The sequence below is a fragment of the Virgibacillus pantothenticus genome (genome assembly GCF_018075365.1).
Lineage (GTDB): Bacteria > Bacillota > Bacilli > Bacillales > Amphibacillaceae > Virgibacillus > Virgibacillus pantothenticus.
Genome location: NZ_CP073011.1, coordinates 759733 through 779425, shown reverse-complemented (window position 1 = coordinate 779425; position 19693 = coordinate 759733). Strand labels below are relative to the sequence as shown.

Here is a 19693-nt window from a genome sequence, read left to right as displayed (position 1 = left end):
CGCTCACGTAAACTATTTATATCCACCATATATCCACTGGTGCTTCTTCAATCATCACGCTATTTAAATTTCGAATCGCTTTTTGCAAACCTTCTTCCATGGACATAATAGGATCCTCATGCTCAATACTAACAACATAATCGTAGTCGTATGTTCTAAGCGCACTGATAATATTGGACCATTCCTGAACGCTGTGTCCATATCCAACGGAACGGAACGTCCATGCTCTTGTTTTCACATTTGAATACGGCTGCATATCCGTTAAACCATACATATTCACATTTTCTTGATCAATGTACGTATCTTTGGCATGGAAATGGTGAATCGCATTCGCTTTACCAAGAATTTTTATTGCAACTACTGGGTCCATACCTTGCCACCACAAATGACTTGGATCTAAATTAGCACCAATAGCATCATTCGTTGCTTCGCGCAACTTTAACATCGTATATGGTGTATGCACTAAAAAACCTGCATGAAGCTCTAAACCAATTTTCACATCATGTTGTTTAGCAAACTCACCTTGTGCTTTCCAATAAGGGATCAACTTTTCCTCCCATTGCCATTTAAGGACATCACTATATTCATTTGGCCAAGGTGTAACTGGCCAATTTGGGTATTTTGCTCCATCTGAATCACCTGGTGTGCCGGAAAATGTATTGACAACCGGTACACCCATTAAACTCGCTAATTTAACCGTTTTAACAAAAGTGTCATGGGACTCTTGGGCAAAGGTCTTATCTGGAGATAGCGGATTACCATGACAACTAAAAGCACTAATCGTAAGACCGTGCTCATGTACTTTTTCCAAATATTCCTTGCGCTTTGTTTCACTTTCCAATAGCTTATCTAAATCACAATGCGCATTGCCAGGATAACCACCTGTCCCGATTTCAACAGCTTTTAACCCAGCTTTTTGCACGTAACGTAACATCTCTTCAAAAGATTTATCCGATAATAGTACAGTAAATACACCTAGTTTCATGAAATTCTCCTCCGTTCTATTTATAATATCTCACAGTACAATCAAGTGAAATCTTCCATCCCCGTGGGGCTTTTCATTCTTCCCCACGGCTTGTTAGTACACCTTAAGGAGGCATATCATCATAAAAAATCCCCACTCTTCATTCATCCTCACGGCTTGCTAGTACCATAATGGTATGACCTAAAGGGCGCTTACGAAATAGGTCATTTAGGTGATGTTGTCTCTCACTTATGCTTGTTGCAGTACAGATATCCAACTCCTAAAGTGGGAGTCTTACAGCACCTTATATGCGAGATAAAACTACTTCGTTGCAATCTGAATTAATTGCTTTGTTTTGCTTGATTCAAGGGCAGCGAGAATAATATTTAGTGATTTCATACCTTCTTCTCCATTAATGAGTGGCTCTTTATCCTCTACGATCGAAGCGATGAAATGATCAATAACATGTGTCGTTGTCTGTCCACCAGCTTCATTTGATTGAATCTTGCCAAGCTGATAGTTAATCGTATCCCCGTTAGAATATTGGACAATCAAACCATAATTTGGGTCGTCTTCTATACGTAATACGGCTTTTTCCCCATAGATGATGGTGGAATTATCTTCTGTTGTGTTATACGCCCAGCTTGCAGTTAATGTACCAATGACACCACTTGCTGATTTCAAAATACAGACAGCATTATCATCTACAGTTGCGTTTGCTTTCGCATTTGTCTCAACAATCGCTGACACTTCTGTAAACTCTTCGCCTAATAGATAGCGAAGTAAGTCCGCTTTATGAACACCTAAATCTCCCATTGCCCCGATAAAAGCTTGCTCTTTTTTAAAGAACCAGCTTTCTGCGCCATCAGCGCTCCATGCTTCAGGCCCGCCATGCCCAAACGTCGTACGAAAACTATAAATTTTACCTAGTTCTCCTTTTGCAATAAGTTCTTTTGCTTTTATATGCGAAGCAACAAAACGTTGATTATGGGCGATCATTAATTTTTTATGATTCGCTTTAGCAGCACGAATCATATCTTCTGCTTCTTGTTGTGACGTTGCCATTGGTTTCTCACAAAGAACATGGCAACCAGCATTTAGTGCGTCAATACTAACTGGCGCATGCAAATAGTTTGGCAGGCAAACACTAACAGCATCCACTTGCTCACTATTTAATAAAGTATGGTAATTGGTGTATGCTGTAGCACCATATTTTGCTGTCATTTCTTTTGCTCTTGCTTCGACAATGTCACAAACTGCGACAATATCAGCTTGGTTGTGCTGTTTATATTCTACTAAATGTCTGTGCTTAGCAATGCTACCACATCCAATAACGGCTACACGTAACTTTTCCATCAGTTCCACTCCTTCTTTCCACATCTTAACTTATTTTGTTAATCCAACGATTATTTTTCTGTGATTTGTTCTAGCGCTTTCACATTTCCATACGTAGGTGTTGGTGTACTAGCAGGGCTGACCCATTTCACACCATTTTTAATTACCGTCTGAATCTCTTTGTTATAGTAAGTAGGATATGTTTCGTGACCAGGTCGGAAATAAAAGATTTTACCTTTACCACGTTGATACGTTGCACCACTTCGAAAAACTTCGCCACCTTCAAACCAGCTTAGAAAAATTAATTGATCGGGTGCAGGAATATCAAAATGCTCCCCGTACATTTCTTCCTTCTCTAATTCAATGTATTCCCCTAATCCTTCTGTAATTGGATGACTTGGATCTACTACCCATAAGCGCTCTTTGTCATCTGCTTCACGCCATTTCAAATCACAAGTTGTTCCCATTAACTTCTTAAAAATCTTAGAAAAATGAGCCGAATGCAAAACAACTAATCCCATACCTTCTAGAACTCGTTGATGGACTCTTTCAACAATCCTATCTTCCACTTCATCATGCGCCTGGTGCCCCCACCAGACAAGGACATCTGTTTGCTTTAAAACTTCTTCTGTCAGTCCATGCTCTGCTTCATCTAAGGTCGCTGTTGTTACTTCGATTTCATCTTCTTTTAAGAAATTAGCGATCGCTCCGTGGATACCTTCAGGATAAATATCCGCTACGACTGGGTTTGTTTTTTCATGACGATTTTCATTCCAAACAACAACTTGCATATCATTTCCTCCTTGGTTTATAAAATTGCTTTAAAAGGTCACGCGTGCTTTTTTTCTTCCGGATTCATAAACCGCTGCAATCATTTTTTGCGTTTTTAATGCTTCTTCACCAGTGATATCAGGGGCTGTATGATCACGAACAGAATTATAGAAATTATTTATTTGCTTTACATGGCTAACACCCCAATAACCCTTTGCCCCAGAATCATAGTGAAATGTCTCTTGGGGATTGTTATCCGCAATAAATTCTCTACCATCATAAAGCTTAATATGCGCTTTATCGGCGATCATTTTCGCAATTCCATGTTCACAGTGAAGCTCAATTTCAACCGGAGCATCGTATGAATAATAGTTTATAGCTTGGAAAGCAGTCACAACTCCATTTCGATAGGCAATCACTCCTTCGGCCGCATCTTCTACTTCAATCATCTCATGTGCTCGGTTACTAATCGTTGCATCCACGTATTTAATCTCACTATCTATAAACCAATGCATGAGGTCCATCGTATGGATAGCTTGGTCAATGATGACACCTCCGCCTTCCATTTCCCAAGTTCCTTTCCAATCACTATTTTGATAGTAAGCATCAGAACGATCCCAAGTTACAGACAGCTTTCCAGATTTAATTGCTCCTAATTCGCCGTTCGTTAGCATTTCTTTGATTAAGCGCGAGCCTGGATTATAACGATTTTGAAAAATAACACCGAGGGTTACATCATTTTCTTTAGCGGCTTCAACCATAGCAACAGCATCTGCATAGCTAATCGACATCGGCTTTTCGGTAAGAATATGAATCTTCCGCTTGGCAGCCTCGATTGCCACAGGTGCATGCAAATGATGCGGTAAGCAAATATGAACGACATCCAAGTCTTCTGCTTGAAACATTTCTTGGTAATCTGTATATGCCGTACAATGGTGTTTCTCAGCCTTCGCATTTGCTCTGTCTTCTTTACTATCACAAACAGCAACTATTTCTGCATCGTCTCTATCCAAAACGGATTGTGCATGCATGGGAAAAATATTTCCGCACCCAATGATGCCTACACGTAATTGTCTCAATTGAACCTCTCCTTCATAGACCAATAAAATAACTAATTTGCTTTTTAATTAATAATGTAGTAGATATGGATAAATATTATATCTATATTAATCTTATCTTACCTGTCCTAAATTGGGTATAAACGATATAATAGAAACATGGACTATTTTGCTGCGAAATGAGTGATATATGATGGAAATTAGATATTGTGGTTACGCTTACCATACAAATGGCTACTTTTCGACACATGAAAACGGACACGAGTCGTATTTATTTCGACTTCAGACAGAAGGTGTTAGCCAAGCAGTGGTAGAAAACAAAAAAATCCATTTAGAGAAAGGAGACCTTATCCTCGTTGCTCCTGGCGAATACTATCAATTATCGATTGAAGGCGGGCAAGCAAGTGGCGATTATCACATTCTTTTTTCTGGAGAATGGGTAGATGCGTGGTGGAATCGCTTTAACAAACCATCTAACATAAAAATTGAATTAACGGATAAGATTGTTTCTTTGTGGAGGTATTTAGTTGCAGAAAAACGAAGACCTATTTCTGATAAAAATGATGAACTAATGGATTATTTATTACGCAGCCTTTGTCTTTTAATTGAACGAGCAATAAAGGATCAGGCAGCCCATTCAAGACCCTTTGTCGTAACAAAAATGATGCGCTATATTGAAGAAAATGCTACAACTGGTTTTACTGTTGATGATGTCGCTAACCATGCCGAATTAAGCGTCTCTCGCTCTGTGCATTTATTTAAGCAATACACTAATAAAACGATGATCGAATATGCACAAGAAATACGTCTAGCTGCTGCTATTGATCAAATGAAGTACACGAACATGACATTGGAACATATCGCTGAAAACTGTGGATTTGGAGCATATCCATATTTCCACCGCGTTTTTAAAAAAGTGTACGGCGTATCTCCTGGGGTTTATCGAAAGACAAGTTGAATACTTCTGCTACCTTCATAAGAAATACATAAAACGTTAGCTACTAAAGCAAATAAATGTAGGCATATATTTTAAAAAGAGCAATTATGAAATTAGCTCAGCTACAAATAATTTGATTTAGGCAAAAAAAAGGGGGAGATCTAGTGGTTTTCAAATCGAAAATGGATGGATGGCAATTCCGATTTGGATGTTCATTGTTTTGTTTTTTCGAATGTTATACACAGCAACCGTCGAAGGAAGTATAATTGGGATGATTTTAGCAATTATCTTTGTTTGTTTTGTTGGAGCAATTTGGTTTCACACGCGATATATCATAAAACACAAACTATTAATTATACGATATGTGAATGGATGAAGCAAACAATAAATATAAAAGATATTAGATCCATTAGAAAAACTACGAACCCTTTTGTAGCTCCGTCACTTTCTATCCGTAGAATTGAAATTAGTTACGATCAATATAAAACAGTACAAATTTCACCTAAAGAGAAAAGTGCATTTATAAAGCAGTTAAAAGAAATTCACTCAGAGATTGCATGCAAAAAAGAAGGCTAAAGCACTTATTTTTAAGAAATAAATACTCATTAGGGAGATACTTTGAGAGGTACCTCCTATCTGGGTGTTACCTATAAACGCACAACCATTATTAATGCATATGCACTTTGTTAAAAGATTTCTATAAGAAAATCTTGATTATATCGTACTTTTAAACTAATTTCAGAACATAATATCTTATTATTTAAGAATACAATTTGAAAAATATATATGAATATTGTACAATTTATATCGTATTTATAGATATAATCGTAATTAAAGATGTAATGGAGGGATATGATGAGTAAAGTATTAAAGTTAAACAAGTATTGGACAGACATTTATTATCATTTACATTTTTCTCATAAAGATAAAATAACTCACCAAGCTATAAGGATACTACAGCATATTGAAAAAAATAAAGGGATTGGAATTGGGGATATAGCTACCTTTCTAAATGTTTCTCATAACACAGCCTCGGAAAATGTTAAAAGAATAATTCAAAAAGGTTATCTTAAAAAGCAAAGGGATTCATTAGATGAAAGGAAAGTAACACTTTGCTTAACAGAAACTGGGGAGGAAGTACTTTATCGCAACACTAGTCTGGATGAATTGAAATTAGAAAAAGTGTTGAATTGTCTTAGTTCAAAAGAAAGAGAAATAATAGAGTTGGGGTTTAAAACATTAAGTGAGGTTGTTAAAAAGTGTACCTAATCATGAAGGTTATAATTTCTGCAATAGTGATAGGAATAGTAACTGAGATAGCTAGAAGGTTTCCAACATACGGTGGTGTAGTAGCTGCGTTACCACTAGTAAGTTTGTTAAGTATAATCTGGCTATATTTTCAAGGAGAACAAAATCACATATTAAGTAAATTTGCATTAGGCGTGTTGTGGGGATTCCCTGCAACAGCCGTTCAATAAAGAGAACCTTCAATCAGCAAGGGTCATACTTCGCTAATTGTTGTGGTTTCACACTAGATAGCGAAGAGCCACTTTTTAGTATTTTGTAGCTTCAAACGTAATAATTTGAGAGGTTTTCGTTGGATATTGATTATATTTATAGTCTGAAGAGATAACCATCGATGTAAATCCTGTTTTTTCTAAAATCAAACGAAATTCTTCCACTCCATACCACTTTAATGGAAATATTTCAAGTTCAGAATCCATTAACTTTCCTTGTCTCCATTTTTCATAGCGATTATGATAGACAGCAAATTGATTGATTTGGTCAATTTTAACCAATGTTTCCTCTAACATAATTGTATCTCCTTGTGGATTGGTAAATCCTCGTTTTGATACAAAACCTTCTTTGGTGTTTTCCGGTAGAAAAATATCTAAAATTAATCTTCCATTTTTCTCTAAGTGTTCATAAAAACATTTCAAAGCGCTAATTGCCTCTTCTAATTGATGCAAAAGTAAAAATGAACCCGTTGGTACAATAATAGCCCATACTTTTGATTAATAGTGAAATTCGACATATCTTGTTTATAACAGCTAGTATGAATACCTCTTTCATTGCAATTTTTGTTGAATAATTCCAACATATTATTTGAAGAATCTATCCCCTCTATATCTAAAAAATAAACATCTGAAGTCCAGCTTCCGAGTTGTAGAATATGTTGATTCTCTTTAAAACAATAGAATTTTTCCAACTTTCGATAATTTAAACAACACTTGCCGGTGGTCGGGGTCGAATACTGTTTATAAAGGTTGATATATCAATATCAATAAAAGATCATGTGTAAAATTAGTGTAAAAATTTGTATTAATTATAAAAAGACCTTCAAAAAAGGATTTTTGGTATAGTACATGGCATTTAGGATTTAAATGATTTGGGTATTTGAGCCCCATTTTTGGGCTTAAAAGTGCTTGTTTTAAAACCGTTTCATAATAAAAAAATTATACCCAATCAGGAATTGTTTTTATACAATTACATCATGCCACCCGTGTTGTTAGCCTAATTATTCTACTTTTTTCATTTGTTAATTGTATTTATTTCAATAGTTAAGCTCACTTTTTAAGAACATTGATTTCTCGTGGTTTATTTTATTATTTATTCTTGTTACCTTTTGTTACACTTATATTCACTTTTAAGCAAAATTTGTGTATTGCAAGTCCTCGCATTTTGTATTTAATTTTATTTATTATTGATTACTTATTTAGAGATTTTATTATATCTCAATTCTATATATTATTAAAATTGCTAAAATGTTATAAACCCTGGTACTATATATTGCTTTGATGTTGATAAAGTTCTTCTTTACTATTGGAATCATAATCTCTAATTTTTGTAATAAATAATACTATTGTGGATATAACAATTGCTAATGTACCTGCTAAAATAAAGACTGCATTCACATTTAACAATCTAGAAATAAAAGCTCCTATTAAAGGAGCACTTAGCATCGTAAAGTTTTGCAAGCCTTGTGCGACAGAACTTACTCTGCCAAGCATATAACTAGGCGTTTCCTTTTGTAAAATAAAACCATATCCAACATTTTGGGTTCCATTTAATGCACCAATTATTATAGCAAAAATAAAGAAAACAAAGACGGGAAAATATTTTGGGAAATATGCCCCCGTACCCATTAGGAATATTACGATCCCAGAACCTAGAAAACTTAATAAAACTGTTGTAAGGGGTTTAGATTTCCAGAAAGAAAACTGTCCTAATAACAAAGAACCAGTTATAGCTCCAAATCCTACAAAAGAAATTAAAAAACCAAAATAGGCTTCACTTAATCCTATATCTTGAGAGAGGAAAACAATTAGTCCATCATAAAGAAAAATAATAAAAAACGATAAAGCAGTTGTAATTATAGTTAATAATAACTTTTTATTTTTTATTATGTAACTAAATCCTTCTTTTAGTTCATCTATAAATTTAGGTTTTTTTGTCTTTTGCATAGGTGAAGATTCATTTTCATTATTCTGGCTAGGGATTTTTATTGCCAAGGCAAAAAGTAAAGCAAATAAAAATAGTAATGCTTCTATTATTAGTGTAGTTTTAAAGCCAATAATGGCAACAAGAAGCCCACTTAAAGATGGCCCAATAACTTTCATTGAATTTAGTGAAAGCTGAGTTAATGCTACAGCTTTAGAAAGATGTGTAGCTTCAATAAGGATTTTTATGGTCACTTGTCTAGCTGGATCAAAGAGTGAGGCTAAAATACCCTTAATAAAAACTAATGTTAATAAAATATAAATATTGGGGGCAATTATATATGATAATACAACTAATATTCTCAAAGATAATGTTACTATAAAGACCTTCTTTTTTGACCATCTATCAACAAAAACACTTGCAAATGGACCAATAATAATCCAAGGAAGACCATATACAATAATATATGATGCAACCGCAATTTCACCTAGTCCCCATTGATAGCTGATTAGAAGAATCAAAAGAGTAAAATCCAACCAATTTCCCAAGTCTGAAAGCAATTGCATTGAATAAAATCGTCTAAATCTTTTGTCCTTTAGTGGCATAAGAATGCTTGAATTACCCATAAATTCCCTCCGTTCCTAAGATTAATTGTATAATAATACTACCATATTTATAAGATAATAAAAATTTAAAAAATAAAACCTACAAATATGTATAGATACCATTATTTGTAGGTGACTTTTGTAAATTCAACCAAAGATTTTATTCATATTCTTTAAGTACTTCTTCTATTTTTTCAACCGCATCATCAAGTATCTTTTTAGTAATACTATAATAGGTTACAACTCTTAGATTATGATTTCCAATCTCACTGATATTTAAGCCCTTTTCCCATGCTTTTTTGATAAAATCGTTAACATTAATATATTCATTTTTCAGATTAAATATAACAGTATTTGTCTTTACTTTTTTAATATCACATCTTATGCCTTTTATACTACTTATTTTTTTTGCAAAATAAAATGCATTCTCATGATCTTCTTTCAGTCTATCAATTCTATTATTTAATGCATAGATTCCTGGAGCAGCAATAATACCAGATTGCCTCATTCCCCCTCCCAACATTTTTCTATGATAATATATTTTATTAATGAACTTCTTTTTTCCCACTACAAGGGACCCTTCAATATTAATTGCAGGTCGTCTTTATTCACCTTATATTTTATATCCACTTTAGTACTTCCATCATCAAGGTCTTGGACAATGACTTTTTCAATAAAACGACTAACTATTTGCTTAATTTGCTTCCTCTCAAAAGTTTTAAGGAATTCAATATCCAACTTTGTATTTCCCATACCACTTACTACCTTTTTAAAGTCAAACACTGCTGTAATATCAAAATCACCTGTAAGGCCTTCCTCCTCCTGAAGAGAATTTTCCAGTTCAGATATTTCACGCTGAACTAATTTTATTTCATTCTGGTACATACTTATCAAATCAGCCTCATCATTTTCAGGGTCAACATTACCTAACTGTTTTACATATCTTTTCTTTTCCTCTTTTAATTCTTTTATATTATTTTTAATAACCATCTCATTCGCCATTTCAACCTTTATTTCTTCAGCAATAAGCATATAAGTTTTTTCCCATAAATCCATAAGTACATCATGGGTTATTACATCTTTTAGACTATCAAGAATAATCGCATCTAACTTCTCAACACGTATTCCCTTTGCTTGGCAATACGCGCGGGAATGTCTCTGCTTTCCACTGCAAACATAGTATTCATAAACTTTATTTTGACCATTTTTCTTCGGATTGCCCCAGTAATGACATCCGCAATTTCCACATTCTATTAAACCAGATAAAATGTGTTTGCTTAATTTATTGTGATTAACAAATGGATTATCATTTTTTCTTCGATTTTTCAACTCTGCTTGTACAAAGTTAAAAAGATCCCAACTTACAATTGGTGTATGATTTTTGGGTACTATTATCCAATCTTCTTCTTTGTTTTTCCTCTTTTTAACAACATCATAGTTCTGTCTTCTATTATAATAAAAGTCGCCAGTATAATTTGGATTTGTGAGCATTGAACGAATGGTTGTCTTACTGTGTTTCTTCTTATTAAATAGTTTGTTCTCGGTTAAATATTGCGTAATTAATTCTAAGCCATCTCCTTCTGCGTACTTTTTAAAAATTAGTTTAACTACATCTGCTTCTTCTTTTACTACTTCAAATTTCCTTGTAAATTCGTTAACTTTATATCCAATTGGAGTTACTCCTCCTAAAAACTCCCCTTTCTCTGCTGCAATAAGCATATTATCTCTAACCGTTTCTGCGATTTGCTGTCTTTGTAATTGCGCTACTGATCCAATTATATTGATCATAAATTCCCTATAAGGATTGTCTGTTCTTAACATTTCTTCCGAACAACTAACGAAATCTACTTTATGTTCTTTTAACAGTTTTAAGTATTTATTTAAATCTAGAACATCTCTAGCAAACCTACTCAAATTGTAAACAATAACTACATCTATTTGTTTTTTCTTATTGCTAATGTCATACATCATTTTTTGAAATTGTGGACGTTTGTCCGTTCCGCCGCTGTAATCTAAATCACTATAATATTCTTCATGCAAAGTATAGCCCCTTACTTTTACAGTAATTTTTGATAGCATTAAGTTGAGTTTCTGGAGAAAACTTATCTTCCCATTTACTCAATTTTCCCTTCCCCATCCTACTAACCCTAATGTAGGCCACAGCCATAATAGTCATTCTAATTCCCCCCTATTTTCATAAGTTTCTTTGATTCTAACGTACACACTTCGATTTAAAAATTCTTGTTAAAGATAAATTTTATATACTGGAGAGGGGACGGTTTACATCCCCCAGTTAACTGAAAGACTAATAATCAAACTTTACATTCAGGAATTGTTAACTCCCCTTTAACTTTTTTATTTTAGTCAATGTTCTTTTCCCTTAATTTCAAATCCCCGAAATGCTCTTTTAGTACAAGCATAAATTGGAATACCGGAGATTAAACCAAGATAAGCAAATAGTGTTGTATCTTCGATATTAAGAATCAGCCTTATTATATTTAGGGTGATCAACAACATTATGGTCAGAATCGTTATCTCTTTTATGCTTATATGACCTTGTAATTTAATTTTTGAAGCGAGAATCCCTCCAAAGGCACCAGCGTTAAAGTACAGTGCTGTATCAAAGGTTTGGCTTGTTTTCGTTATCCAAAGTAAATAGTAATAGCCACTAATGACTAAAACAGAAATACAGAACACTTTTGCTGCAAAAATTATTGAATGCCTCTTTACTTTGACCATTCCTCCCTCCACTTTCTATAAATTCCCGGTAACAGCATCAAGAAAGGTTTGCAATGGATATTCATTAAATGTAGATAGATCTTCATCCCAGAAGCGCGCTTCAACTGAATACTCATTGCAGGTGTTTATAAAACTCCTAAGATCGTCAATATCTCCATATGCTAAATCATCACAGATAACTCGATAATATTTATTGGATTGCAATAACTTCTCAAATTCATAGAAACCCTCATAAACTACCACACGGGAAAATTCAGTTTTGTCCAAAAACATTTCAGATTGAACATCTATGGTCATCTGTTCTAAATTACTTTCATTTAAAACGACTCCTAGTATCCCTTTGTCTTTTCTGTAGTTTTTAATAGCCTTCTGAGTTTTATGTTTCTCTCTTTCTGCCATTCTAATATTTTCCTCACGATTAATATAAAGTACATCTTTACGGCCATTTGATAAACTTCCAACCCAATTTCCAAAATCTACAGTTAGTACCTCATCGAACATTGACTGATTTATTACTTGAATATCCTTCATTTTGGTTTCACTTAACATTTCTTGGATTTCACCATTACGAAATTTTATTACTTCCATACCAATTAAATGGGACAAGCGACTAATAAATGTTGCTAGGTTATAGAAGGCATAGAAACTATTAAATATAATGGTTGTTGCCTTCTGGGATTTCATAGAATTATAAAGAGCCTCTAAACAGTCATAATCTTTTTCACTTTTTCGGGTTTCGTCATACAAGATTTCAACGATTTCTAAGTCATTTTCCGAACAAAATCTTTCCACCTTTTTAAGATCTGATTGTGCTTCTACTGGTGTTAATCCTTTGATATAAACTAATGCGTTATTGTTTTTCATAAATAATCTTCTCCTCAATGATTTTAAGTTCAGTTTTTTATTAAGATGCCAATTTTCGTTATGTACTTCCATGATCAGAGTCAATAATCTAAGGTCTCCAGTCCTCTAAAAGCCGAGGCAATTCTCTCAATTTTTGAATGTTGCTTCCGTTGTTCACTTAGGTATAATTCTAATTCCTTTATTATATCCACCGAGGAATTACCTTTTGGTTTTTGGAACCTTTCCATTGAGCCTACTCGAATATACACTGCAGCAGTTTTTACAATTTTTCGTTTTGTTTTAGCCACGCAAACACCCTCCAATAATTTAGTTTGAATTTTAATCCTTGTTTAATTTTTCCTTCCTCTGTTAATACTCTTTTTTAATTAAATACTACCGCGTTAGGAAATTTGGTTGTTGCAATCTTCGCTTCATCTAACCAAAGTTTTTTAAAAGTTTGGGTTTCATAAGATAATCACCTTCGATGACTCTAAAAGTTACATCTTTTCTAGTGAAAAAATTAAGAATTTTAGGATTTGAAACATGCATAGGTGATACTAACAAATGTTTTCCATAAAAACGCTCTCCTTAAATTTTTTAGAGTTGAATACATAAATCAGATTTCATCTACTTAAACATTTAATCCATTACGTTGGTTAAATTGTGCTCAAATCACGTCGATCTAGAGCAGAACTATTTAGTCCAACATGTAACTAAAAAACCAAATAAAAAAGTCCCCTCCTTTTTATTACAAATAAAAAAAGAACAAACAAAAATTATACATACACGAAAACAAAGTGATCGAGTGATAACAGAACACACACTCAACCATAGGAAATTACAAGTATGCGAAACACATACTTTCCCACTTATTCAGGTATATTAGTATAATTTTTATTTGCTCTTCCGTAATAAAAAGAAAGAGACTTATATATAAAACTAATGTATAAAAATCAAAAATATTAAATCAAAAAATATAATGTATATTAACGTAATAATAACTCTAGTATAAAAGTTGACTTTTGTAAAGGACCTATTTTAAAAAAATTCTATTTTTTTGGGAAGGTCCCTAGAAAGCCTTCCTGAAGTGTATTAAAAATATATTAAATGTATTATAGCAAAAGTATATTACTTCTAAGTATTGTAAAGACATATCAGGTAAATACCCGTTCCATAATGGGTTCTTTATATTCACCCGAGTCGGTACAGATAGCCAAGTAGTAAAGATAAAGTAATGCTAATAATTAAGATCCTACCTAACCATGAATTTTTCTTTATACTGTCATCTTTCCCTTTCTTATCATTTTTTGCTTGAACGTAACCTTTAAGACTACAAAACCAAGAATACCCACCAATCATCAAAAAAAGAAAATAATATAAATATGTTTTTATATCACCGGTTAGGAACACCATTACAAAAAATAAAATCGAATATGCTACAAATTTCCACCCAAATATCTTAAGTACCATTCCTTTAGGAAAAGCATTTTCTAATTCCTCTCTATTTGCACGCAATTTGAAAGATAGTATGATATTAAAAATTACTCCTCCTACAAACATTAGAAGAAATGAAATTAAATAGTAATCAGTAGTTGGAATACTATAATGAATCCATGCCATTGGTAAAAATACAGTTGTGAAAATTAAAGAAAAATAAAGCATAATTCCAAGTAAGGCTATCCTATGCCATTGTTTTTCAACTATCATATTCAAGATAAATAACCCCTTTCACTATTAATAGGAATTAGTAAATAAATTAACATTTTCTACAAAAATACTAAATCTCCTTTATTAAGTATTCATATCATTAATTTTGCGACATACCGTTGAGTAACTATACCCTCCAACGATCAAAAGTTGTCATCTTTAACCGGTTTGTTTTTGAATTGATATCCGAATTAATGTAAAAGCCTGATATTCTGTTATATCCGAAATCTTTCGCAATAGTTCTCTCCTATCAACATTCCAATTAGTTACTAGTACTTCCTCAGGTATAACAGCAACTACTTGATACAGTAACCTGTCTTTAAAAGACCTACCAGTTGAAGGCTTACTTCCATTCCAATTCTCTTTCACCAAATTTATTTCATCATCAGTAAAAAGGGAATGTATTTCTTTTTCCGTTCGAGCGGCCATTCTTGCTGAAGCCTGAAGTTTTTTATTAATAAAATCAATTTGGCTCTTCGTATATTGTTTGGAATTACTATCCATTAACTCTTCCCCCTTTGTTTTTATATTTGTAAGTAACTCCTCCTGAATAATTTCCGTAAGATAACCAATTGGTACATCAACATCACTGTGTAAGTCTATTGATTTTTTTATAACGCTGTATTCTAACCCATATTTTCCACATAGATTTGAAAAACTTTTGAAGGTTTCCCAACTGCCTAGTTCCTCTAAGTCATAAAGCAGAACCCTATCAATTATTGTTAGATCCATTGATTTGAAATAAATTTCCAAAAGATTAAGGTCAACTATCAAGTGCATTTCTAATTTTTCATTAAAAATACTAGCATGTTCTTGCAATCTTTCTGTTACATCTGGATACTTCTCTGGATTAAACGTTAAGCCGAAGTACATTCCCACATTATCATCCTCCGAATTTTATTTGATGACTACTATAGCGTGAATCTAATCATCTTCAAGTTTTGTATCTACGAAATAGCGATTTATGTAATTAAATGATAAAAGGAGAAGGCTTAATGATGAATTACAAGCCGTTTAATACTGAGATCACCCTATCACATTGGGTAATAACTAAAGGACTTGTTATTGACGGTTTTAGGTGAAAATCGGGGAAAATGAAGCAAAAACATTAAATGTCGTTTAAAACCTAATTTATTCTATTTTATTCGGCTGTAAATTTATTTCGATATTACTTAAATTGTTTACCATGAATATTTTTTTCACTAGCCAATGGTATTTTATTTGCTACCAAAAATGGCTTTTAAAAATTTATTTCATCCCGTTCTGAAAGAGGCATGAGTAAAATAATTATCTCCAATTGACTTTCATTAACATCCATTAGCAGCGATTATAACTGTTTTAATGATTATAGTGATTATAATCATTAAAACAGTTATTAATTCTTATTAACCTTTAAGTTTCAAAGGTAAAGGTTGTTATGACTATTAATAGGAGCCAGTACCATACATAAAAGCGCCCATTAAATTGAGCGCTTGCTTTACTTAAAATTCTGTTCGTTTCAAGGCATTTTGCAACTCCTGAATTGAAGGTGTTACATAAACTCTCGTCGTCTCAATGCTACTATGGCCTGCAAGATCCGCAATAGATTGGATATCAACGCCATGCTCGGCTAACTGTTTGCAATATGTATGCTGAAGAGAGTGCGGTGTAATCTCAATTCCTAATAGATTACTATATTTTTTAAATATATGCTGTACTGCTCTTGTAGTTAAATGATTACTTTTGCTACTCACCAGCAAATATTCGGATTCTTGCTCCCTGACCTTCAGCCAGTTAACTATTGCATCCTTAGTATTTTCGGTCAAAGGTGTGATTCTGTGTTTATCCCCCTTACCATTTATTCTGATAATTTCCTTTTGGATATCTACATCAATAATTCTGACATTGCAGATTTCCTGAACGCGAAGGCCTAAATTTACAGCCAAATAAACTATCGTTTGATGAAGCATACCCTTTTTGCAGTTTTGTTGCTTTGTCAACTCAATGGCATGTAGTAATTTCCCAACTTCTTTTCTTGTAAGCCAACGTATGTTATTCTGTTTTTGAATTCTTTTGATTTTAATATTATTGGAAAGATTAACACTGGTTGATCCAACAGTTAATAAAAATTCGGACCATTTCATTAATGCAACCAATCTTCTATTAACAGTTGTTGGAGCAATTGAGTTATCTGATTTTAGTTGTCGTTCATAATCTTTCAAATCTGTAGAAGTAAGTATTGAAATTAAATGAGGTTGCTCATATCTTTGATGGAGCCATTTAGAGAAGTGGTTTAAATCTTGGGTGTAACTTTTAATGGTGTTTAAACTTTTATCATTTTCTAGAAGGTGCGTTTTGAAACTTTCAAGTGATTGTGAAACAGTGGCTGGAACTGCGTTCATTATAATAATCCTCCCTGCTATGTTATACGACGAAAAAGGTATTTCTTTTACAGGTGTTATGCGACGAGAAAATTCATGAAAATGAAGTACTCTTGTCGCATAAACCATATTATCTGACAAAACCTGTTTGGTCGTATTATAGCGCGTTTTAAACTCATTGCCAGCACCATTTCATTTTTTAAGAGACTTAAATTAAATACTATGTAACTGTTTATTGACGAATGTAATTTAGTTGTTCCTCAGTTACTTTATGTTCGTCACACCCAAAACCGAAATTTAAATATAAATTGTATGTGCCATCACTATTGAGGCTAGCACTTTTATTTTGCGCTTGCTGATACATACTCCTTACTGCATCTATGTCTGCACTTGATAATAGTTCTATTTCAACTCACCTCCACCTATTAAACTTTAGAGAAATTTTTTTTTGTAGTAATTAAAAATCATTCATTTCTTTTAGTTCATACTTTTCCACTAATTTATTATGTTTTAATTCTGCTAGTTTTAACTCATCTTCATTAAAAAATGATTTTAAGTTTGTTCTTTGAATTTTATAAAGAGCAGATAAGGCGGCATCTTCTAACTTCTCTTTTAATTCTTCGTCATTTTTTTCTTCATGGTGTTCTGCTGAGATTTCAGAATAGTAATCTGATAATCTTGATTCCACCTCATCAATCATTTCTTCAACTTTTTCAAAAAGAATACTGATCGCTTCAATCTTATTTCCGGCTATAAAATCGTCTGTATAGGAAACACCATCAGTTCGGTCTATAAGAAATCTTACCTTCTCCTCATCCATATAGAATCCTACATAATCATATTGATTACCAACACCCACATTAAATAGATTAACCATTTCCTCTTTAATTACTTCTTCCATTAATCATCCTCTCCTTTCAAATTCGCCAATTACTTGGCTTACTATTGTTATAGCATAAAAAGAAAAAGACGAAACGAGTATGGGAACACATAACTGTGACGGATTTCGTGAAAATATGAAAATCAGAATTATACATGATATTCTTATTAAAACCTTATTTAAAGACTATTAATAAAAAGACAATAAATAAGTAATCTTCTATGCAGTTTTTTTCAGTTATATTAGTGAATACTTTATTGGATTATTTGAAAGGAGTGGTTTAAATGGACAATGACATTAGTGTTATTGCTAAGAAAATGAAAAATTTGTTTATTACTGAAAGAAAGAAATACATTATTCAAAATGAAGACGGTTCATATACTTGGATAAATAAGAACCTTAATGATGAAATGATTGGTTTACATCTTGGACGAAAACGTACATACGGCATTTTTTGCGGAGCAGAATTAACTAAATTCATTTCCTTTGACGTCGATATCCCATCAAAGAAAGTTGTGCGATCCATATACCAAGTTTTAAATCAAATCGGTATCTCGTCGGAATTCATACATACAAGTTGGAGCGGTACAAAGGGGTATCATGTGGATGTTTATTTTTCAAGTACTATTGGCTACCCTAAAATGGTTCAACTATACAACTATGTTGCATCTAAAGTGCTTCAAATACATTCCGATATAGATAAAGATAAAATTGAATGCAGACCAAGCCCTACTCAAGGACTGAAACTTCCTCTGGGCATCAATCGAAAAAACAAGGACGAGAATAGTAATATTTGTTGGTATGTAAATGATGAACTTAAACCGATAGAAACACTAGATTACATTCTAGATATAAAACCAATTGACATTAGTCAAATCCGGGCAATAATTAAAAGACTACCAACGATAAAAAGTGAATGCATTTCTGAACATAAGCCAATTGCAAAAACAGACTTAAGTAAAAATGCCAGTCATAATAAAAAGATAAAAACAGGTGAGACACTTAGTTCCTTAGAAAATTTATTTAAGAATGGACTATGGCAAAAAGGGACAAGACACAAAAGTCTTCTCAAACTTGCTATATGGTTAAACACAAGGAATCACAGAAGGGAAAGTTGTGAAGAAATCCTAAGAAATTGGATGAGAAATCAAAAGAAGGAATATTATGATACCCCATTGGAAATTTGCTATAAAGAAATTAGCAGAATCGTGGAAGGTGTCTATTCAAATAACATTGTTCTTGGGAAAGGCAAAGCAAAAACAATGATAGCGGTGTCTAGAAATGACTTACTAACAATTCATCAGTATCCTAAAAAATTTCACAAAACGATTAATGCAATCTTCATTCATTCAAAACGCTTTGCAGATGAAAATGGTCAATTTTATATGACATATGAACAAATTTCAGAGGCTGCACCTTGTAGCCTTAGGACAGCCGTTAGTCATATAAAAGAACTTGAAGAACTAAAAGTTATAAAGGTCATGAGATCACCCATTCTATTTGATGGTGAAACACCATATAACTTACCAAATACGTATGAACTAAATCTCGATTTTATAGATGGTGATAATGATACATCAGTTACGATTGAGGCACCAAAACTGGATAAGTACGGCAATACTAAAATTGAACTTATTCTTAAGGTCTTTCCTGATAAAGAATGGATGGATATAGATAATATATTAAAGAAGGCATCACTTAAAAGGACTAAATACAAAAAATAAGTACTTTTCTATACAGTTTTTTACATTGATATTAATACATATTATTATGGGTGTTTTCAAAGAGTGAGCCATCACTCTTTTTTCATTGAACCTTGTAACTCATATTTTCTTATCACTCTCTCGATAAACCCGGAAGGTTCGTCACTAATTTGGCTAGATAATAACCTAATATCCATTATGCTCCCCAAATGATCATGAACTAGAAAAACTGTTAGAACCCTGACTGGAACTCGAACTAATTAGGTCTTTCCAAATTTTTCAATAAGAAAAGACCAAATAGCAATACAACTATCTGGTCTTAAGCGTATATTTATTCCAAACAAAAGGAC

General features: G+C 33.0%; 19 protein-coding genes and 1 pseudogene. 5 read left to right on the top strand and 15 right to left on the bottom strand.

Translation table 11 applies throughout. The features are described 5' to 3' along the window. Positions 1–16: 16 nt before the first annotated feature. From KBP50_RS03855 to KBP50_RS03840, 4 genes are all read right to left on the bottom strand, one after another. On the bottom strand, positions 17–985 hold the full coding sequence (locus KBP50_RS03855; protein ID WP_050350081.1) for a sugar phosphate isomerase/epimerase family protein: 969 nt from the start codon (positions 983–985) through the stop codon (positions 17–19). A gap of 300 nt (positions 986–1285) precedes the next feature. Continuing rightward, entirely contained in the window at positions 1286–2320 is a 1035-nt protein-coding gene (locus KBP50_RS03850; RefSeq protein WP_050350080.1) for a Gfo/Idh/MocA family protein, read from the bottom strand. Positions 2321–2370: 50 nt separating this feature from the next. Then, on the bottom strand, positions 2371–3090 hold the full coding sequence (locus KBP50_RS03845) for a ThuA domain-containing protein (protein WP_050350079.1): 720 nt from the start codon (positions 3088–3090) through the stop codon (positions 2371–2373). A 30-nt stretch (positions 3091–3120) separates the two neighbouring features. Beyond that, the gene (locus KBP50_RS03840) at positions 3121–4149 is read right to left on the bottom strand and encodes a Gfo/Idh/MocA family protein (protein WP_050350078.1); all 1029 of its coding nucleotides are present in this window, start codon (positions 4147–4149) and stop codon (positions 3121–3123) included. Between the two features lie 172 nt (positions 4150–4321). Here KBP50_RS03840 and KBP50_RS03835 point away from each other — a divergent pair, with 172 nt between their 5' ends. From KBP50_RS03835 to KBP50_RS03820, 4 genes and pseudogenes are all read left to right on the top strand, one after another. Beyond that, positions 4322–5086: an AraC family transcriptional regulator gene (locus KBP50_RS03835; RefSeq protein WP_050350077.1), complete on the top strand. Its 765-nt coding sequence runs from the start codon at positions 4322–4324 to the stop codon at positions 5084–5086. Positions 5087–5437: 351 nt separating this feature from the next. Continuing rightward, positions 5438–5641 (top strand): PH domain-containing protein, encoded by a 204-nt coding sequence (locus tag KBP50_RS03830; RefSeq protein WP_050350075.1) that lies wholly within the window; start codon positions 5438–5440, stop codon positions 5639–5641. A 276-nt stretch (positions 5642–5917) separates the two neighbouring features. Next, positions 5918–6334, top strand: coding sequence for a MarR family winged helix-turn-helix transcriptional regulator (locus tag KBP50_RS03825; protein WP_050350074.1), 417 nt, complete (start codon positions 5918–5920; stop codon positions 6332–6334). Positions 6335–6336: 2 nt separating this feature from the next. Further along, positions 6337–6537 (top strand): annotated as a pseudogene (locus tag KBP50_RS03820) (DUF3147 family protein); the annotation flags it as partial. A gap of 81 nt (positions 6538–6618) precedes the next feature. On the opposite strand, the gene KBP50_RS03815 reads toward KBP50_RS03820, so the two are convergent. The 11 genes from KBP50_RS03815 to KBP50_RS03765 form a co-directional block, all read right to left on the bottom strand. Next, the gene (locus tag KBP50_RS03815) at positions 6619–7005 is read right to left on the bottom strand and encodes a hypothetical protein (RefSeq protein WP_050350073.1); all 387 of its coding nucleotides are present in this window, start codon (positions 7003–7005) and stop codon (positions 6619–6621) included. Positions 7006–7848: 843 nt separating this feature from the next. After that, positions 7849–9132, bottom strand: coding sequence for an MFS transporter (locus KBP50_RS03810; protein WP_050350072.1), 1284 nt, complete (start codon positions 9130–9132; stop codon positions 7849–7851). 139 nt (positions 9133–9271) lie between these two features. Then, complete coding sequence (locus KBP50_RS03805) at positions 9272–9679, bottom strand: beta-eliminating lyase-related protein (RefSeq protein WP_050350071.1); 408 nt, start codon at positions 9677–9679, stop codon at positions 9272–9274. Then, on the bottom strand, positions 9679–11190 hold the full coding sequence (locus KBP50_RS03800; RefSeq protein WP_082240847.1) for a recombinase family protein: 1512 nt from the start codon (positions 11188–11190) through the stop codon (positions 9679–9681). Before KBP50_RS03800 ends, KBP50_RS03805 begins: the two co-directional genes overlap by 1 nt. Positions 11191–11475: 285 nt before the next feature. Beyond that, positions 11476–11850, bottom strand: coding sequence for a hypothetical protein (locus KBP50_RS03795; protein ID WP_050350069.1), 375 nt, complete (start codon positions 11848–11850; stop codon positions 11476–11478). A 15-nt stretch (positions 11851–11865) separates the two neighbouring features. Beyond that, the gene (locus tag KBP50_RS03790; RefSeq protein WP_050350068.1) at positions 11866–12714 is read right to left on the bottom strand and encodes a hypothetical protein; all 849 of its coding nucleotides are present in this window, start codon (positions 12712–12714) and stop codon (positions 11866–11868) included. Between the two features lie 80 nt (positions 12715–12794). Next, the gene (locus KBP50_RS03785; protein WP_050350067.1) at positions 12795–13001 is read right to left on the bottom strand and encodes a hypothetical protein; all 207 of its coding nucleotides are present in this window, start codon (positions 12999–13001) and stop codon (positions 12795–12797) included. Between the two features lie 883 nt (positions 13002–13884). Further along, positions 13885–14406 (bottom strand): hypothetical protein, encoded by a 522-nt coding sequence (locus KBP50_RS03780; RefSeq protein WP_050350066.1) that lies wholly within the window; start codon positions 14404–14406, stop codon positions 13885–13887. 153 nt (positions 14407–14559) lie between these two features. After that, positions 14560–15273 carry a hypothetical protein gene (locus tag KBP50_RS03775; RefSeq protein ID WP_210967619.1) on the bottom strand — a complete coding sequence of 238 codons (714 nt, stop codon included), beginning with the start codon at positions 15271–15273 and terminating at the stop codon, positions 14560–14562. Positions 15274–15881: 608 nt separating this feature from the next. After that, positions 15882–16781 (bottom strand): tyrosine-type recombinase/integrase, encoded by a 900-nt coding sequence (locus tag KBP50_RS03770; protein ID WP_050350064.1) that lies wholly within the window; start codon positions 16779–16781, stop codon positions 15882–15884. Between the two features lie 436 nt (positions 16782–17217). Further along, complete coding sequence (locus KBP50_RS03765; RefSeq protein ID WP_050350063.1) at positions 17218–17661, bottom strand: hypothetical protein; 444 nt, start codon at positions 17659–17661, stop codon at positions 17218–17220. A gap of 263 nt (positions 17662–17924) precedes the next feature. Between KBP50_RS03765 and KBP50_RS03760 the strand changes: the two genes are divergently transcribed. After that, positions 17925–19364, top strand: a complete 1440-nt coding sequence (locus tag KBP50_RS03760) for a helix-turn-helix domain-containing protein (protein ID WP_050350062.1) — start codon at positions 17925–17927, stop codon at positions 19362–19364. Positions 19365–19693: the final 329 nt, after the last annotated feature.

What these genes read in the sequence shown, in the direction of transcription:
- KBP50_RS03810 (WP_050350072.1), bottom strand. Translation starts at nt 9,132, where the DNA reads ATGGGTAATTCAAGCATTCTTATGCCACTAAAGGACAAAAGATTTAGA.
- KBP50_RS03775 (WP_210967619.1), bottom strand. Translation starts at nt 15,273, where the DNA reads ATGTACTTCGGCTTAACGTTTAATCCAGAGAAGTATCCAGATGTAACA.
- KBP50_RS03790 (WP_050350068.1), bottom strand. Translation starts at nt 12,714, where the DNA reads ATGAAAAACAATAACGCATTAGTTTATATCAAAGGATTAACACCAGTA.
- KBP50_RS03855 (WP_050350081.1), bottom strand. Translation starts at nt 985, where the DNA reads ATGAAACTAGGTGTATTTACTGTACTATTATCGGATAAATCTTTTGAA.
- KBP50_RS03835 (WP_050350077.1), top strand. Translation starts at nt 4,322, where the DNA reads ATGGAAATTAGATATTGTGGTTACGCTTACCATACAAATGGCTACTTT.
- KBP50_RS03825 (WP_050350074.1), top strand. Translation starts at nt 5,918, where the DNA reads ATGATGAGTAAAGTATTAAAGTTAAACAAGTATTGGACAGACATTTAT.
- KBP50_RS03845 (WP_050350079.1), bottom strand. Translation starts at nt 3,090, where the DNA reads ATGCAAGTTGTTGTTTGGAATGAAAATCGTCATGAAAAAACAAACCCA.
- KBP50_RS03765 (WP_050350063.1), bottom strand. Translation starts at nt 17,661, where the DNA reads ATGGAAGAAGTAATTAAAGAGGAAATGGTTAATCTATTTAATGTGGGT.
- KBP50_RS03795 (WP_050350069.1), bottom strand. Translation starts at nt 11,850, where the DNA reads ATGGTCAAAGTAAAGAGGCATTCAATAATTTTTGCAGCAAAAGTGTTC.
- KBP50_RS03830 (WP_050350075.1), top strand. Translation starts at nt 5,438, where the DNA reads ATGAAGCAAACAATAAATATAAAAGATATTAGATCCATTAGAAAAACT.
- KBP50_RS03770 (WP_050350064.1), bottom strand. Translation starts at nt 16,781, where the DNA reads ATGAACGCAGTTCCAGCCACTGTTTCACAATCACTTGAAAGTTTCAAA.
- KBP50_RS03800 (WP_082240847.1), bottom strand. Translation starts at nt 11,190, where the DNA reads ATGCTATCAAAAATTACTGTAAAAGTAAGGGGCTATACTTTGCATGAA.
- KBP50_RS03850 (WP_050350080.1), bottom strand. Translation starts at nt 2,320, where the DNA reads ATGGAAAAGTTACGTGTAGCCGTTATTGGATGTGGTAGCATTGCTAAG.
- KBP50_RS03760 (WP_050350062.1), top strand. Translation starts at nt 17,925, where the DNA reads ATGGACAATGACATTAGTGTTATTGCTAAGAAAATGAAAAATTTGTTT.